Origin of the sequence: Commensalibacter nepenthis (assembly GCF_029953305.1) — a bacterium.
Classification (GTDB): domain Bacteria; phylum Pseudomonadota; class Alphaproteobacteria; order Acetobacterales; family Acetobacteraceae; genus Commensalibacter; species Commensalibacter nepenthis.
The window spans coordinates 2,123,154-2,136,952 of sequence record NZ_JASBAN010000001.1 but is presented as its reverse complement, the minus strand read 5'-3'; the positions used below and the strand labels follow the sequence as shown (position 1 = coordinate 2,136,952).

At 37.7% G+C, this 13,799-nt stretch carries 17 protein-coding genes and 2 tRNA genes; 9 read left to right on the top strand and 10 right to left on the bottom strand.

Annotation, left to right across the window (positions count from 1 at the left end; translation table 11 throughout):
- Position 1: 1 nt before the first annotated feature.
- The 3 genes from galK to galE are packed head-to-tail and all read right to left on the bottom strand — an operon-like array spanning position 2 to position 3,237.
- Positions 2-1,156, bottom strand: coding sequence for a galactokinase (gene galK / locus QJV33_RS10080; protein WP_281463201.1), 1,155 nt, complete (start codon positions 1,154-1,156; stop codon positions 2-4).
- Between the two features lies 1 nt (position 1,157).
- The gene (gene galT / locus QJV33_RS10075; RefSeq protein WP_281463200.1) at positions 1,158-2,198 is read right to left on the bottom strand and encodes a galactose-1-phosphate uridylyltransferase; all 1,041 of its coding nucleotides are present in this window, start codon (positions 2,196-2,198) and stop codon (positions 1,158-1,160) included.
- A 25-nt stretch (positions 2,199-2,223) separates the two neighbouring features.
- On the bottom strand, positions 2,224-3,237 hold the full coding sequence (gene galE, locus QJV33_RS10070) for a UDP-glucose 4-epimerase GalE (protein ID WP_281463199.1): 1,014 nt from the start codon (positions 3,235-3,237) through the stop codon (positions 2,224-2,226).
- A gap of 254 nt (positions 3,238-3,491) precedes the next feature.
- Between galE and QJV33_RS10065 the strand changes: the two genes are divergently transcribed.
- Positions 3,492-4,157 (top strand): L,D-transpeptidase family protein, encoded by a 666-nt coding sequence (locus QJV33_RS10065; RefSeq protein WP_281463198.1) that lies wholly within the window; start codon positions 3,492-3,494, stop codon positions 4,155-4,157.
- 142 nt (positions 4,158-4,299) lie between these two features.
- Here QJV33_RS10065 and QJV33_RS10060 read toward each other — a convergent pair.
- The 5 genes from QJV33_RS10060 to QJV33_RS10040 form a co-directional block, all read right to left on the bottom strand.
- Positions 4,300-4,376: transfer RNA gene (locus QJV33_RS10060), tRNA-Arg, on the bottom strand.
- A 6-nt stretch (positions 4,377-4,382) separates the two neighbouring features.
- Positions 4,383-4,688, bottom strand: coding sequence for an ETC complex I subunit (locus QJV33_RS10055; RefSeq protein ID WP_281463197.1), 306 nt, complete (start codon positions 4,686-4,688; stop codon positions 4,383-4,385).
- A gap of 55 nt (positions 4,689-4,743) precedes the next feature.
- Positions 4,744-4,821 (bottom strand) — tRNA-Pro (locus tag QJV33_RS10050).
- Positions 4,822-4,891: 70 nt separating this feature from the next.
- Complete coding sequence (gpt, locus tag QJV33_RS10045; protein WP_281463196.1) at positions 4,892-5,362, bottom strand: xanthine phosphoribosyltransferase; 471 nt, start codon at positions 5,360-5,362, stop codon at positions 4,892-4,894.
- Positions 5,359-5,691: a hypothetical protein gene (locus QJV33_RS10040; RefSeq protein WP_281463195.1), complete on the bottom strand. Its 333-nt coding sequence runs from the start codon at positions 5,689-5,691 to the stop codon at positions 5,359-5,361. Before QJV33_RS10040 ends, gpt begins: the two co-directional genes overlap by 4 nt.
- A gap of 379 nt (positions 5,692-6,070) precedes the next feature.
- Between QJV33_RS10040 and QJV33_RS10035 the strand changes: the two genes are divergently transcribed.
- The 7 genes from QJV33_RS10035 to hpf all read left to right on the top strand — a co-directional run bounded on the left by QJV33_RS10035 (position 6,071) and on the right by hpf (position 12,109).
- A complete protein-coding gene (locus QJV33_RS10035) occupies positions 6,071-6,736 on the top strand; it encodes a ribonuclease D (protein WP_281463194.1) in 666 nt (221 codons plus the stop codon).
- Between the two features lie 84 nt (positions 6,737-6,820).
- Complete coding sequence (locus QJV33_RS10030; RefSeq protein ID WP_281463193.1) at positions 6,821-7,813, top strand: KpsF/GutQ family sugar-phosphate isomerase; 993 nt, start codon at positions 6,821-6,823, stop codon at positions 7,811-7,813.
- The gene (lptC, locus tag QJV33_RS10025; RefSeq protein ID WP_281463192.1) at positions 7,810-8,586 is read left to right on the top strand and encodes an LPS export ABC transporter periplasmic protein LptC; all 777 of its coding nucleotides are present in this window, start codon (positions 7,810-7,812) and stop codon (positions 8,584-8,586) included. The genes QJV33_RS10030 and lptC overlap by 4 nt, the downstream gene beginning before the upstream one ends.
- 38 nt (positions 8,587-8,624) lie before the next feature.
- Positions 8,625-9,530, top strand: a complete 906-nt coding sequence (locus tag QJV33_RS10020; protein ID WP_281463421.1) for an LptA/OstA family protein — start codon at positions 8,625-8,627, stop codon at positions 9,528-9,530.
- A gap of 43 nt (positions 9,531-9,573) precedes the next feature.
- The gene (lptB, locus tag QJV33_RS10015) at positions 9,574-10,347 is read left to right on the top strand and encodes an LPS export ABC transporter ATP-binding protein (protein ID WP_281463191.1); all 774 of its coding nucleotides are present in this window, start codon (positions 9,574-9,576) and stop codon (positions 10,345-10,347) included.
- A gap of 125 nt (positions 10,348-10,472) precedes the next feature.
- Positions 10,473-11,315 (top strand): DUF817 domain-containing protein, encoded by an 843-nt coding sequence (locus QJV33_RS10010; RefSeq protein WP_281463190.1) that lies wholly within the window; start codon positions 10,473-10,475, stop codon positions 11,313-11,315.
- Positions 11,316-11,509: 194 nt separating this feature from the next.
- Positions 11,510-12,109 carry a ribosome hibernation-promoting factor, HPF/YfiA family gene (gene hpf, locus QJV33_RS10005; protein WP_281463189.1) on the top strand — a complete coding sequence of 200 codons (600 nt, stop codon included), beginning with the start codon at positions 11,510-11,512 and terminating at the stop codon, positions 12,107-12,109.
- Between the two features lie 57 nt (positions 12,110-12,166).
- Here the strand turns inward: hpf and QJV33_RS10000 are convergent, their stop codons facing one another.
- Positions 12,167-12,433 carry a DUF1150 family protein gene (locus QJV33_RS10000; protein ID WP_281463188.1) on the bottom strand — a complete coding sequence of 89 codons (267 nt, stop codon included), beginning with the start codon at positions 12,431-12,433 and terminating at the stop codon, positions 12,167-12,169.
- 70 nt (positions 12,434-12,503) lie between these two features.
- Positions 12,504-13,037: an Hsp20 family protein gene (locus QJV33_RS09995; RefSeq protein ID WP_281463187.1), complete on the bottom strand. Its 534-nt coding sequence runs from the start codon at positions 13,035-13,037 to the stop codon at positions 12,504-12,506.
- Positions 13,038-13,247: 210 nt separating this feature from the next.
- Here QJV33_RS09995 and def point away from each other — a divergent pair, with 210 nt between their 5' ends.
- Positions 13,248-13,784: a peptide deformylase gene (def, locus tag QJV33_RS09990; protein WP_281463186.1), complete on the top strand. Its 537-nt coding sequence runs from the start codon at positions 13,248-13,250 to the stop codon at positions 13,782-13,784.
- Positions 13,785-13,799: the final 15 nt, after the last annotated feature.

The following is a 13,799-nucleotide window of genomic DNA, read 5'->3' as shown; positions in this document are numbered from 1 at the left end:
ATTATATATTAACAGAGCCAGCACCATTCACAGCATGACAAAGGTAAAAACTTTCTTTTAAGTTTGTTTGATTTTGATATTCCTTTTCAACAGTTTGACGAATTTCATCAACCATTTCTTTTGGGGCAAGGGCTACGATACAGCCGCCAAAGCCACCACCAGTCATGCGAACGCCGCCTTTATCACCCAATACAGATTTAACAATATTAACCAAACAATCGACAGCGGGTGCAGTAATTTCAAAATCATCTTTCATAGAAAGATGGCTTTCCTGCATAAGTTCACCCATTTTGGAAATGTTATTTTCGCTTAATGCTCTGGCTGCTTCCAATGTGCGCGCATTTTCAGTAATAATATGCTTTGCACGACGGTAAATAACATCACTCATTTGTGTTTTATGCTGTTCAAGCAACTCAATCGTAGCATCACGTAATTTTGTTACGTTTAAAATGCTAGCTGCTTCTTCACATTGTTGACGACGTAAATTATATTCGCTGTCAACTAAACCATGTTTGACGTTACTATTGATGATAACAACGGATATATCCGTTGGTATCGAAATAGAGACAGTTTCAAGATTGCGACAATCAATTAATAACGCATGATCTTTTTCACCAAGTGTGGAAATAAATTGATCCATAATGCCACAATTCATGCCAACAAACTGGTTTTCTGCTTTTTGACAAATCTTAGCAAGTTCTTTTGGGTCAATATCTAGGTTATGGAGCGTTTTAATTGTTGTTGCAATCGAGATTTCTAATGCAGCAGAAGAGCTTAAGCCAGCCCCCAAGGGAACATTCCCATGAATTACTAAATCCATTCCTGTAAAATCAGGATGTATTTCTTGGATATATTTAAAAACACCTCGGACATAATTTGCCCAGCTATTTTCTGATTGCGTGATGGGTTTGTTCAGTTCAAAATTGTCTTTGCCATCGAAATCAACAGCAATCACATTGACTTGATAATCGCTTCTTGGTCTGCTGGCAACCAACGTATTATAATTGATTGCACAAGGCAAAACAAAACCATCATTATAATCTGTATGCTCACCAATTAAATTAACCCGACCTGGTGCTTGAACTAAAATTTCCGCAGAATAGCCATATTTTTTACCAAAGAGGAGGAGTGTTTCTTTAATCATTTGTTGCATCATATTATTCTTCTTTATAGTGAATATTGCTTAATACGCGCAAACGCTCAGCGGCTTGTTCTGGGGTAATATCACGTTGCGCCTGAGCAAGCATTTCATAACCAACCAAGAATTTTTTAGTTGTTGCCGAGCGAAGCAGCGGGGGATAGAAATGCGCATGAAGTTGCCAATGTTCAGTTGAGTTTTCTGTAAATGGCGCGCCATGCCATCCCATTGAATATGGGAAAGAGCAATTAAATAAATTATCATATTTTATTGTTAAGGATTTTAGAATAATGGCTAAATCGACCTGTTGTTCTAAGGATAATTCATTCAATCGATGAATAAGTTGTTTAGGTAATAAAAGAATTTCAAAAGGCCATATTGCCCAATAAGGCACCAAAGCAACCCAATGTTCAGTTTCAACAACAACACGCTCTCTTTGATCCAATTCTTTATGCACATAATCCATCAGGAGTACAGAACGATGTTTTTGAAAATGATTTTTTTGGCAGCAATCTTCTTTGCGAATTTCATTGGGAATAAAATTACTGCTCCAAATTTGACCATGGGGGTGGGAATTGGAACATCCCATCATGGCTCCCTTATTCTCAAAGAGTTGCACCCATTTATAGTGTTGACCGAGTTCATTAAGCTGTTCAATCCATGTTTGAATAATGTCTTGAATAGAGGAAATAGACAGTTCTGGTAAGGTTTTGCTGTGATCTGGGGAAAAGCAAATGACTTTACAAGTGCCTTGCACAGCTTCTGTTTTAAATAATGGGTCATTAATTTGTTGATAAGCAGGGGTCTCAGGAAGCAACGCTGCAAAATCATTATTAAATACATATGTTGATGTATAATGAGGGTTAATATCCCCTGTTATCCGTTTATTACCTGCACATAAATAACAATTGGGGTCATGTTGAATCGTATCTTTTTGAACAGGAGGCTCCGTTTGGCCTTGCCAAGGTCGTTTCGCACGGTGAGGAGACACCAAAACCCATTCATCTGTTAAAGGATTATAACGTTGATGGGGGTGATCGACGGGATTAAAACCAGACATGAGGATCCTCCTTAGTTATAAGATATTAAACAAACCCTTTAGGGTTTTTACTTTGCCAATTCCATGAATCCTTAACCATATCATGAAGGCTGAGTTTAGTTTCCCAGTCTAATAGTTTTTTTGCTCTGTCAGCATTTGCCCAATAAGCTGGTAAATCACCAGCACGACGTGGCGCGAAATGCCAAGCGAGTTTTTTGCCAAAGACATCTTCAAAGGCGGCAATGACCTCTAACACACTATTTCCATGACCAGAACCAAGGTTAAATATATGTACACCTTTATGGTCTTGATTATATTTTAATGCTGCCAAATGTCCATCGGCAAGATCCATGACGTGAATATAATCGCGAACACAGGTTCCATCTGCGGTTTCATAATCATCTCCAAACACTGCAAGAGATTCTCTTTTTCCAATGGCAACTTGGGTCATATAAGGCATCAAATTATTGGGGATACCTTGGGGGTCTTCGCCCATCAATCCAGAAGAATGCGCTCCAACAGGATTAAAATATCTTAGCAATGTAATTGACCAATCAGGCTCTGCCACGATTAAATCTTGTAATATTTTTTCAATAAACAGCTTGCTGCGACCATAAGGTTGTGTTGGCTCCCCAGTCTCCATCGTTTCAACATAAGGAACGATTGGTTGTGTGCCATAAACTGTGGCAGAAGAGCTAAATATTATTTTTTTTACATTCGCCTCACGCATGGCTTCAAATAAAATCAGAGAGCCATATACATTACAATTATAATATTCTAAGGGTTTATGAACTGATTCACCAACCGCTTTTAATCCGGCAAAATGAATGACGCTGTCAATTTTATGCTCACTGAAGATTTGTTGAAGCAAAGATTTATCTCTGATGTCCCCTTGATAAAATATTGGTTTTTTTCCAGTAATCTCTTGGATGCGATCTAAAACCATTTCCTTGCTATTACAAAGGTTGTCAATAATAATGGGGTCATAGCCTTGGTTAATTAATTGAACACAGGTATGGCTGCCAATATAGCCACATCCACCAGTCACTAAGATTTTCATTATAAGAAACCTTTTTACAAAAGAAATGATAATTGAATAATACTTGAAACTATATAATTAAATCCAGATTAATGAAACATCTTCTTTTAAAGATGAAATAGTATACGCTTATCTGACGAAACTTTTGGCATTATAGTATTGATATGAATTCTTTCATTCGAATATCGACTTTCATTTCTAGTGTGATTTTTTTATTGTCTTGCACCGCACAAGATAATCATCACTCGGAAATTATATGGAAACAGAATCAACAAATGATTTTGGTTTTATCAGAGGATTGGGATGCCGATCATGGTATGTTGTTTAGGTTTCAATATCGACATCACCATTGGGTTTCTGTTGGAAATCCATTCACCGTGTCGTTAGGAAAAAATGGAGTGGCATGGGGGGCAGGAATGCCCGTATCAGTTAATCATAAATTGATTAAAACAGAAGGGGATATGCGTAGCCCCGTTGGATTTTACCAAATCGGAGAAAGTTTTGGATATGCCCTTAAACCCAATTTTTCCTATCCATATAAAGCGTTAACAAAAGATGATTATTGTATCGATAATAGCCAGTCAGTCTACTATAATCAAATTGTAAATCATCAAAAACTAACCTTTGATCCTGTCAAGGATTCATCAGAACCTATGCGGCGCGATCTTCATTTTGATGGGGATCAATTATATAAATTGGGGTTTGTTTTAAATTATAATCCGCAGAACATTCCCAAAGCCGGTAGTTGTATCTTCGTGCATCTTCGCACACAGAAGAACATAACCACTGCTGGGTGTACTTCTATGGATGAGCAAAATATGAGGGAAATATTAGGCTGGTTGAATAAAGATAATAACCCAGTTTTTGTTCTGTTTCCGAAAGAAGTTTACCAACAAAACAAAATAAAGTGGGATTTGCCTCGAATATCTAAATTTTTATAAAATGTTTGGCGCTGCTGCAAATAAATGATTATGTTGTAAGTAGTGATATTCCTACAGGATTGGTGATCTCAATTAAAATAATATTGCTTGGGTAGGAATTGATGAATTTCAATAGTTAAGGATAATCCAATAACAAGATATATGGTGCGCCCTGCTGGATTCGAACCAGCGGCCCACAGCTTAGAAGGCTGTTGCTCTATCCTGCTGAGCTAAGGGCGCTTATAATTAATGTGTCCAGTTCATTTTACGATTATTGTGAAAATTGTCTTCATAATTTTTCACAGTATAACGTGTTGACCCAGGCTCTTCAACATCATAGTCGATAGATTTACGTTCAGCATAAGCAATTGCTTGCTCTTTAGTTTGAAAAGAAATACTCACCTGAACTTGAGTATCATTACTTCCAACCCAACCTGTCACAGGATCATGAGAACGAGAAGAGGATTGTCCATAATCAAGAACCCATAAATGATGAGCATGTCCTGATTGTGTTGCCTTTTTGGCGCGTCTGTAAATACGAGCCTTTGCCATATAATCCTCTTTGTTTATAGGAATCTTTAACTTTTTTTAAGTTAAAGTTTATTGATGGTCGGGGAGCCCGGATTCGAACCGGGGGCCTCTTGTACCCAAAACAAGCGCGCTAGCCAGGCTGCGCCACACCCCGAATGAACATCTAATTAGACGGTTCTAATAAAGAACGCAAGTCCTTTTTTATAAAAATTTTTCATTTTTTATTAATTTTTATTTTTAACCAAAGGTGGGGCAAAGGCTGGGGCTGAATCCCAAGGAAATAAAATCCAAGTATCCTGTTGAACTTCCATGATAAAATCATCAGTGCATGGTTTTCCTGCGGGTTTTGCATATAAACAAACAAAATGTGCTTTGGGTAACAATTTGCGAATGGCTTTTGCAGTAATCCCCGAATCAACTAAATCATCCACGATCAAGAATCCTTCACCATCACCTGCAACAGTGGGTTGTTTGATGATTTTCAGTTCACCTTGTTCTTCTTCGTCATAGCTGACAATAGAAACGGTTTCGATTAATCGACATTCTAATTCCCTGGCAATAATCGCGGCAGGAACCATTCCACCTCTGGTAACCGCAACAATACCTTTGAATTGTTTATGGCTGAGGCGTTCACAAAGAATGCGGGCATCTCGGTGCAGTTGATCCCATGAAATGGTCATATAATGTGTTGTCATGAAAATAAAGAACCTCCGTTAGGGATACAATGATCGGGTTGAATAGGGATATAATGCCCATGCGTATCAGGCATGCACAGTATTATCGTCTTTAGGGTTTTGGTATTCTTCTTAAATTCTGGAAAATTAATAATGGCACATACATGTTGTTCCAATAGGGATTCTGCACAAATATGTGGTGCTGTGTGTAACACACATGTACGAATACCAATGATTGAACCAAAATTAATTTTTACTATGTAATGTCCAGGTAAGGAAACTATAACCGCATGGATAATCGTGCCTGCACGTATATCAAAGGAAACAGAAGAGGAAAGTGTCACCATCATAAATTTTTACAAAAGAGTTAAAGAAAAATATAACCTATAAAAATTTAAAATAGAAATAAAGGTAAAATGTAACTTAATAACTTATAGATGTAGGAATTGATCTCTACGCCCTTTACAGAATTACAAGGGGGTTAGAGAAACACTATGAACTTCTTTAAAATCCTGAAATGGTGGTGGGAAAGTAACGCCGAATAGATCAAAATCGACAATCCATGGGTCATCCCCGTCATGGCAGTCTGTGTCCCATTCTCTTTGCTAATCGGTGCAATCTGCGCACATAATTAAGGTCTGGCGGAAAAAATAAGTATAAAAAATATTTATATTTTATTCAACACGTATTATATAATAGACACGTTTAATCATTTCATTGGAATTTTTTATGGCTGTAAGCGAACCATCAACCCCTGACTATATTCATCTTTATCAGCATGATTTGCCAGATGCACTGGATCTGGGATCAATTGTCGCTATTGATACAGAAGCTATGGGTTTGAATCATTACCGTGATCGTTTATGCCTAGTACAACTCTCTAGCGGGGACGGTCAAGTGCACCTGGTACAATTTGTTCCAGAATATTTAGGGGGCACAGGATTTACAGCTTGTCCGAACCTTGTAAAAATTCTGACCTCTCCTTCTGTGACTAAAATAATGCATTTTGCTAGATTTGATGTGGGTATTTTGCAACATTCTTTAAATATTAAATTACATTCCGTCATTTGTACAAAAATAGCTGCAAAACTGGTCAGAACATTTACTGATAAACATGGTCTGGCTGCGTTATGTCGTGATATTTTAAAAATTGAACTTTGCAAACAACAACAAAGCTCTGATTGGGGGGCGTTGACTCTGACCCCAGAACAACTTGTCTATGCTGCATCTGATGTGTTATATTTACACCAACTATGGAATGCATTAGAACAGCTTCTGATCCGTGAAAATCGTCTTGAACTTGCGCAATCTTGCTTCTCTTTTCTACCGACCCGTGCTGATTTAGATATTTTAGGGTATGAAGAGCCTGATATCTTTCAGCATCGCAGTTATTAAAAGATATAATTGATCGTAGTTCACAACTGTTTTATATAGTATCCATATTATTTGACCCTTTCGTTTTTTTAAGTACAGAAATAAATGATCCCTACATCTAATGATGATATTCTTAGTGCTTGCGAAACCTTGCTAATTGAAAAACAAGGCATTCAAGAGCTTATTGATTCATTAGAAAAAAATACAATTCTATCAACAGCCTTTCATCAAACAGTTAAAAAAATTTCTACACTCCAAGGGCGAGTTGTCTTAACAGGAATTGGAAAATCAGGACATATTGCAAAAAAAATACAAGCAACCCTTGCCTCTACTGGAACGGCTTCTTTTTTCGTACACCCTGCTGAGGCTGCCCATGGTGATTTAGGAATGATCCAACCTGGGGATGTAGTCATTGCAATTTCTGCCTCTGGTGAAACGGCGGAGCTTGCCAGCATCATCTCACACACTAAACGATTTGATATTTTCTTAATTGCAATCTCTACTAATGCGCAATCTACCCTTGCTAAAGCAGCGAATATTTCCATGGCTTTGCCAAAGTCCAAAGAAGCATGCCCTTATGGATTAGCACCCACAACGAGCACAATCATGCAATTAGCCCTTGGGGATGCGTTGGCAATTACACTCTTAAAAAAACGTCATTTTACAGCATCTGATTTTGGCGTATATCATCCAGGAGGACGTTTAGGCAGTAAGCTAAAAGCTGTGCGTGACCTGATGCACACAAACCAAGAAATTCCTTTGGGATCACCTGATATGCCTATTTTGGAGGCTATTATGGAAATGACAAAAAAAGCATTAGGGTGTATTGGTATTATCTCTAAAGAAAGATTATTAGTGGGTTTAATTACAGATGGTGATTTACGCAGAACACTAGACAAAGACATCCGCAGCTTAACCGCCCAAGATGTCATGAATACCAATCCAATGACGGTTCATGAGGATATGTTAGCCGCAGAAGCTTTGAGATTAATGAATAATAATAACCATCCCATAACTTGTTTATTTGTTACCAATCATCAGCAACAACCTACTGGTGTCTTACATATTCACGATCTTTTACGTGCAGGAATAGCATGACCGAAAAGAAACAAGATCAATCCAATCCTAATCCATCCGCACATATTGAAAGAACTGACTTTCAAGACAAGCAAAAATACTTGAAACAACGTGCGAACACGGCGATCACAAGACGACAAGTGCCAAATGAAAAGGACATTCTGCGAAGAAAGAGGCTTATTAAGTGGACTAAATGGGTGCTGCCAGCACTTGCTTTGCTGTTGTTGGGATCGATTGCCATATGGCCAGAAATTGATCGTTTCATCAATACGAATAAAGCAGTTGTGAACGAATTATCACATATTAAGGTCGAAAGTGGAACAATGGTTGGGGCTACTTTCCACGGTGTTGATTCCTCTGATCGCCCTTATACGATTACGTCGAGCAAAGTTATTCAAAATTCCAACAATAGCAATATGATTCGCCTTAGTTATCCAAAAGCAGATATTTTATTACAAAATAATGATTGGCTGATGGTCACAGCCAATAATGGTATTTATATGCAACATGAACAAGATTTGAATTTATACGATAATGTTGTGTTATATCGTGACGATGGTTTGTTTATGTACAGTAATATTGCTGATGTAGCTTTAAAAGAATCTGTCATAACGGCAAATGATTGGGTACACGCCGAAGGTCCTTTTGGTCAATTGGATGCACAAGCATATTTTTTAGATATGCATACCAATATTGCCCAATTCAAAGGACCTGGACGCCTTATTTTAAATGATGATAAAAACTCTTCCCCTTCTCCTTCGCAACCTTCTAAAACGTCGGAACAATCCCCATGAATATGAAACAAACTTTATTTTTGACTTTTACATCATTGATGGGTGTGGGGGTATTTAACCTTTCACCTGTGTTGGCTCAAAATATCGATTTATCCCATGGGGGACAAATTACGGTCACTGCTTTGGGTGGATTTGATTGGAATCAAAATAATAAATCAGTCACCGCTTACGACCAAGCCAAAGCTGTCAGGGGAAATGTTACCGTGACTGCGGATCGTTTGGTTGCGTTATATCGTAAAAAAGCAGGGACGGATGATAATAAACAACCCAAAACCGAAGGCGATGCTGGGCAAAAATCTGGTGATATGACGCAAAATGATTCTGGTTCAAATGAAATCTATCGTTTAAATGCGTATGGTCACGTGCATATTTATACCAATACAGATCAAGCGTGGGGAGATAAAGCGGTTTATGATATCGACCAAGCAACATTGGTGTTAACAGGTAAAAATATGAAGCTAACAACGCCTCAAAACTTAATGACTGCCAAAGATGCTATGGAATATCACTCTCAAACCCGTATGTCTGTTGGGCGTGGTGACGCATCGGTGACAAACCTTAAAGATGGTCGTCGTATCACCGCTGATGTATTAGTAGGATACAGCAAGCCCACCGATGATAAAGATCCAAAAGAGAAAAATGCTCCTATGAATAACAATGATGATATGACCCGATCCAGCAAACTTGAAAAAGTGAATGCTTTTGGCAATGTTGTTGTCAGAACACAAACTGAAACTGTTCGAGGCGATCGTGGCGTTTACGTGCCGGATACTGGCATTGCTCGTGTTGTTGGGAATGTTCATATTACTAGGGGGGCGAACCAGTTAAACGGGAATGCCGCGATCATTAATATGAAAACAGGCATTGCCCATATGACTGAATCTCCTGGACGACGTGTTCAGGGATTGGTGGTTCCTAATGAATCCAATAATCAACCTAAATAATTAAGATTTACGTTACTGCTTTTATACAAGGTAATTTACCATTATGAATACTGATTCTAGTAAACCAACCCACTACGTTACTCAACCAACAGACAACGAAGGATTAGTTGCTACCAATATTGGAAAAACCTATAAAAAGCGTTCCGTTGTTCAAAATGTATCATTACGGGTTCATCGTGGGGAAGCTGTTGGATTACTAGGACCAAATGGCGCGGGTAAGACCACCAGCTTTTATATGATTGTCGGTCTTGTGCAACCTGATATGGGTTCTATTAAACTTGATGGCGCAGACATTACCAAATTACCCATGTATCGTAGGGCCCGCCTTGGGATCGGATATCTTCCTCAAGAAGCCAGTATTTTTCGTGGGTTAAATGTTGAGCAAAATATTATGGCGGTTTTAGAAGTCGTTGAACCTAACTATACAAAAAGACAAGAAACATTGGATGGATTACTGGCTGAATTTGGGATTAGTCATTTACGTCGCTCCCCCTCTCTGTCTTTATCGGGTGGTGAACGTCGTCGTTTGGAAATTGCCAGAGCCTTAGCCAGTGATCCAAATTATATTTTATTAGATGAACCATTAGCTGGAATTGATCCCATTGCAGTGGGAGAAATTCGTGATCTCGTTTCCCATCTTAAAGATCGCGGTATTGGCGTGCTGATTACAGATCATAACGTTAGAGAAACTTTAGAAATTATCGATCGTGCTTATATTATGAATAGTGGACAATTGCTTATGGAGGGTGTTCCTTCAGAGGTCGTTGCTCATGAAGATGTTCGTCGTGTTTATTTGGGTGAAAAATTCTCTATGTAATATTACAACATATATCAACATGCTACTACTCAAATCACAACATAATAATAGCGTGGTCATTAGCACGATATTTAATACAGCAAATTTGAAATAGTTTATAAGCACCTTACTCAGACCTTACACAAATGTTACAAAAACTAGATCAATTTCTTATTAATCCGCCTTATCTGCCCAATCTTCATGGATGGAAACGTTTTTGCGTCGAGTTCCTATTCTTTGGTATTAAAGAGGCACGTTCTTGTTTATTTGTAGGGCTATTTTTTCTTTCTATCTTTATCGTCCCCAAAAATGGTATTTGGATTGTTCCACGTTATGATGTCTTATTTATTACTGCCATTACAATTCAATTATGGATGGTCTATAGCAAACTGGAAACGTGGGATGAGCTTAAAGCGGTTATGCTATTTCACATTGTTGGTTTTATTTTAGAAATCTTTAAAACATCGGCGAACATCCATTCATGGAGCTATCCAGATTTTGCATATACTAAAATTCTGAATGTGCCATTATTCTCTGGATTTATGTATGCAGCGATTGGCAGTTATATCATCCAAGCATGGAGGCTACTGGATGTCAAAATCTATCACCATCCCCCATATATATTTGCTGTGATAGTTTCTTTGTTAATTTACATTAATTTTTTTACACATCATTTTTTAGGCGACTATCGTTGGTATATTGCAGCAACTCTTCTGGGATTATACGCAAGAAGCACCGTTGTCTTTACCCCTTATGATCGTGAACGCAAAATGCCTTTGTTACTGGCCTTTATTTTAATCGGTTTTTTCATTTGGTTGGCAGAGAATATCAGTACATTCTTTGGCATTTGGAAATATCCCAACCAAATTACCTCATGGTCCATGGTGCATACGGGAAAATGGGGTTCTTGGGCATTGCTTGTTATTATGACTTTTACCATTACAATCTTTTTAAAACATATCAAAAAAACCGTTTACGTGCCGCAATAGCCTTTAGAAAACAAAGCGAATTTTATCATTAATATCATATAAAATCCATCACAAATGGTTATATTTAAAATATATTTCTATCATTTTAAAATCGATGTTGCACAAAAAGAAAGAGGTCGTTAACCTAAATCTATAAGATGTTTTATCTATTCCATAAGAGACATCCTTATAAGTAAATAAAATGGAGATTACGAATGAAGATATCAATTTTTGGAAAAAAAATAGAAATCCCTGAATGGTTCCATGAAAAAATTGAAGATACGATAGAGAAAACCACTCAAAAATATTTTGATAACATTATCGATGTCTCTGTGACTTTTAGCAAGCTACCCGCCTCTTATATCTGTCAAATTCATGTCCATGCGTCCCGCGATTTATCTATTCGCAGTGAAGGTACAGCAACAGAAGTCCAAGCTGCCTTTGAAAGTGCTATTCAACATATCACCAAACGGTTGCGCCGATATAAAAGTCGTTTATTAAGTCGTCGTGGGAAAAAAGCTGCTTATAATGAATTTGTTGAAGGACGTCAATATATTATCCGTCCAGATCAAGAAGTAGAAGAACAAGAAAACACACACCAAGAACAACTTGAACAAGCCATCAAAGAACGCATTATCACAGAAAAAGCAACTGAAATTGATACACTTACTGTTTATGAAGCAATCATGCATCTTGATTTATCCGAACGCCCAGTATTGATGTTTAAAAACTCTGAAAACAGCCGCATCAATGTGATATATCGACATATCGATGGACAAGTTGTCTGGCTTGACTCAGGGAAAAATCAAAATTAAAGAAAAAAGGAGGATGTTAAAATCCTCCTTTTTTATATTCTTGTAAATAAATAATAGCTAATTCACAAAGCTTGGCATCATTTCATGCTGAACAATTGCAGCAAACGCAGTTTTCGCATTATCTGCCACAGCCATGGGCGTCCCATCGGCAGCATGAATGGCGAATACTTCTTCACCATTAATAATGACTATTTTAACATATGCCATTTGACTGACCCCCAATGCTTTAAGTTGTCCCTCGGTCAAATCACGAATGTCAACAGTGTTGTCATCGTCTCTGGTTGCACTTAGCTTGGTTTTATCATTTACAGTTCGATCATTCATGTTCATGATCCTTTTCATCAATGATATTAAAAATTATTCAAGACTTTTAGCCTAATACGATCAAAGAATTTTATCTATCTTTTTCAATCGTTTGGATATTGCGTTCTAAACCAGAACGTTCGGAACGATTCCCGTCGGTGAAATGTCCTTTATAAGCAGGAACTTTAGGCGCTGTCTTTTTACGAGCAGCTGAGTTTTGTATAATTTCAATACGTCTGACTTTCATTTCAGGTTGAGGGCGACGAATATCAATATGCAATAACCCGTTATCAAGCCATGCACTTTCGACTTCGATCCCTTCTGCTAATACAAAAGCGCGTTGAAATTGTCGTGCAGCAATTCCTCTATATAAAAAAACACGTTCCTGCGTTGTATCTTCGCACTGTCTTCCTCGTATGACCAGCTGGTTATCCTCTTGGGTGATTTGCAAATCTTCCATCATAAAACCAGCAACTGCCAACGTGATACGCAGGCTTGAAGAATCAAGTTGTTCAATATTATACGGCGGATATCCATCAGATGTGGATTTAGCCGCACGTTCCAAAATTTGTTCCAAATGGTCAAAGCCCAGGAACATAGGCGATGTAAAAAGCCTTCCTGACATGAAAGCCTCCTCCTTTTTTATGAGCGAGACATAAACTAAAATAAGCCCACAATGGCACTTACTATTATATATAATATGAGAAAAATACTGAGATATGCAAGCATATCCTGCAAAATTATGATTTATCATCACGACAAAATATTGTAATATCAGAGTTATGTTCTATATAAAAACTTAACAAACATTAATTATAACGGCATAAAACCAAACATGAGCACCGAACCAAATACGCCTAAAATTCTACCTATTTTAGTCGCAACAGATCCTTTCTTACGTAAAAAAGCAAGATTGGTTGAACAAAAAGACCTTGAAGAAGTACGAAAAACTATCCCCATCATGTTTGATACCATGTATGATGCCAACGGCATTGGGCTTGCTGCACCCCAAGTCGGCATTGGACTGCGGTTCTTTATTATGGATCTCGCCAAACAAGAAGACGAAAAAGAACAATATATCATTCTGAATCCAGAAATTATCGAAGAATCAGAAGAGTGTTCCGAAGCCAAAGAAGGCTGTTTGTCTGTTCCTGAACAATATTCTGAAGTTATTCGTCCAGAAAAAATTAAACTACGCTATATGGATTTGGATGGAAAGCAACAAGAAATCGAAGCAGATGATTTACTGGCCAGATGTATTCAACATGAAACAGATCATTTAGACGGCGTTTTATTTATTGATCATATTTCTTCTCTGAAACGTAATATGATTATGCGTAAAGTCGTTAAAGAACAAAGAAAACATCGTTAATTTATACTATCTGCC

Excerpts from the sequence above, each read along its gene's own strand:
- QJV33_RS10000 (WP_281463188.1), bottom strand. The coding sequence starts at position 12,433 with ATGAATGATCGAACTGTAAATGATAAAACCAAGCTAAGTGCAACCAGA.
- QJV33_RS10010 (WP_281463190.1), top strand. The coding sequence starts at position 10,473 with ATGTTACAAAAACTAGATCAATTTCTTATTAATCCGCCTTATCTGCCC.
- gpt (WP_281463196.1), bottom strand. The coding sequence starts at position 5,362 with ATGACAACACATTATATGACCATTTCATGGGATCAACTGCACCGAGAT.
- galK (WP_281463201.1), bottom strand. The coding sequence starts at position 1,156 with ATGATGCAACAAATGATTAAAGAAACACTCCTCCTCTTTGGTAAAAAA.
- QJV33_RS10030 (WP_281463193.1), top strand. The coding sequence starts at position 6,821 with ATGATCCCTACATCTAATGATGATATTCTTAGTGCTTGCGAAACCTTG.
- galT (WP_281463200.1), bottom strand. The coding sequence starts at position 2,198 with ATGTCTGGTTTTAATCCCGTCGATCACCCCCATCAACGTTATAATCCT.
- def (WP_281463186.1), top strand. The coding sequence starts at position 13,248 with ATGAGCACCGAACCAAATACGCCTAAAATTCTACCTATTTTAGTCGCA.
- lptB (WP_281463191.1), top strand. The coding sequence starts at position 9,574 with ATGAATACTGATTCTAGTAAACCAACCCACTACGTTACTCAACCAACA.
- QJV33_RS10035 (WP_281463194.1), top strand. The coding sequence starts at position 6,071 with ATGGCTGTAAGCGAACCATCAACCCCTGACTATATTCATCTTTATCAG.
- QJV33_RS10065 (WP_281463198.1), top strand. The coding sequence starts at position 3,492 with ATGATTTTGGTTTTATCAGAGGATTGGGATGCCGATCATGGTATGTTG.
- lptC (WP_281463192.1), top strand. The coding sequence starts at position 7,810 with ATGACCGAAAAGAAACAAGATCAATCCAATCCTAATCCATCCGCACAT.
- QJV33_RS10040 (WP_281463195.1), bottom strand. The coding sequence starts at position 5,691 with ATGATGGTGACACTTTCCTCTTCTGTTTCCTTTGATATACGTGCAGGC.
- QJV33_RS10055 (WP_281463197.1), bottom strand. The coding sequence starts at position 4,688 with ATGGCAAAGGCTCGTATTTACAGACGCGCCAAAAAGGCAACACAATCA.
- QJV33_RS10020 (WP_281463421.1), top strand. The coding sequence starts at position 8,625 with ATGGGTGTGGGGGTATTTAACCTTTCACCTGTGTTGGCTCAAAATATC.
- QJV33_RS09995 (WP_281463187.1), bottom strand. The coding sequence starts at position 13,037 with ATGTCAGGAAGGCTTTTTACATCGCCTATGTTCCTGGGCTTTGACCAT.
- hpf (WP_281463189.1), top strand. The coding sequence starts at position 11,510 with ATGAAGATATCAATTTTTGGAAAAAAAATAGAAATCCCTGAATGGTTC.
- galE (WP_281463199.1), bottom strand. The coding sequence starts at position 3,237 with ATGAAAATCTTAGTGACTGGTGGATGTGGCTATATTGGCAGCCATACC.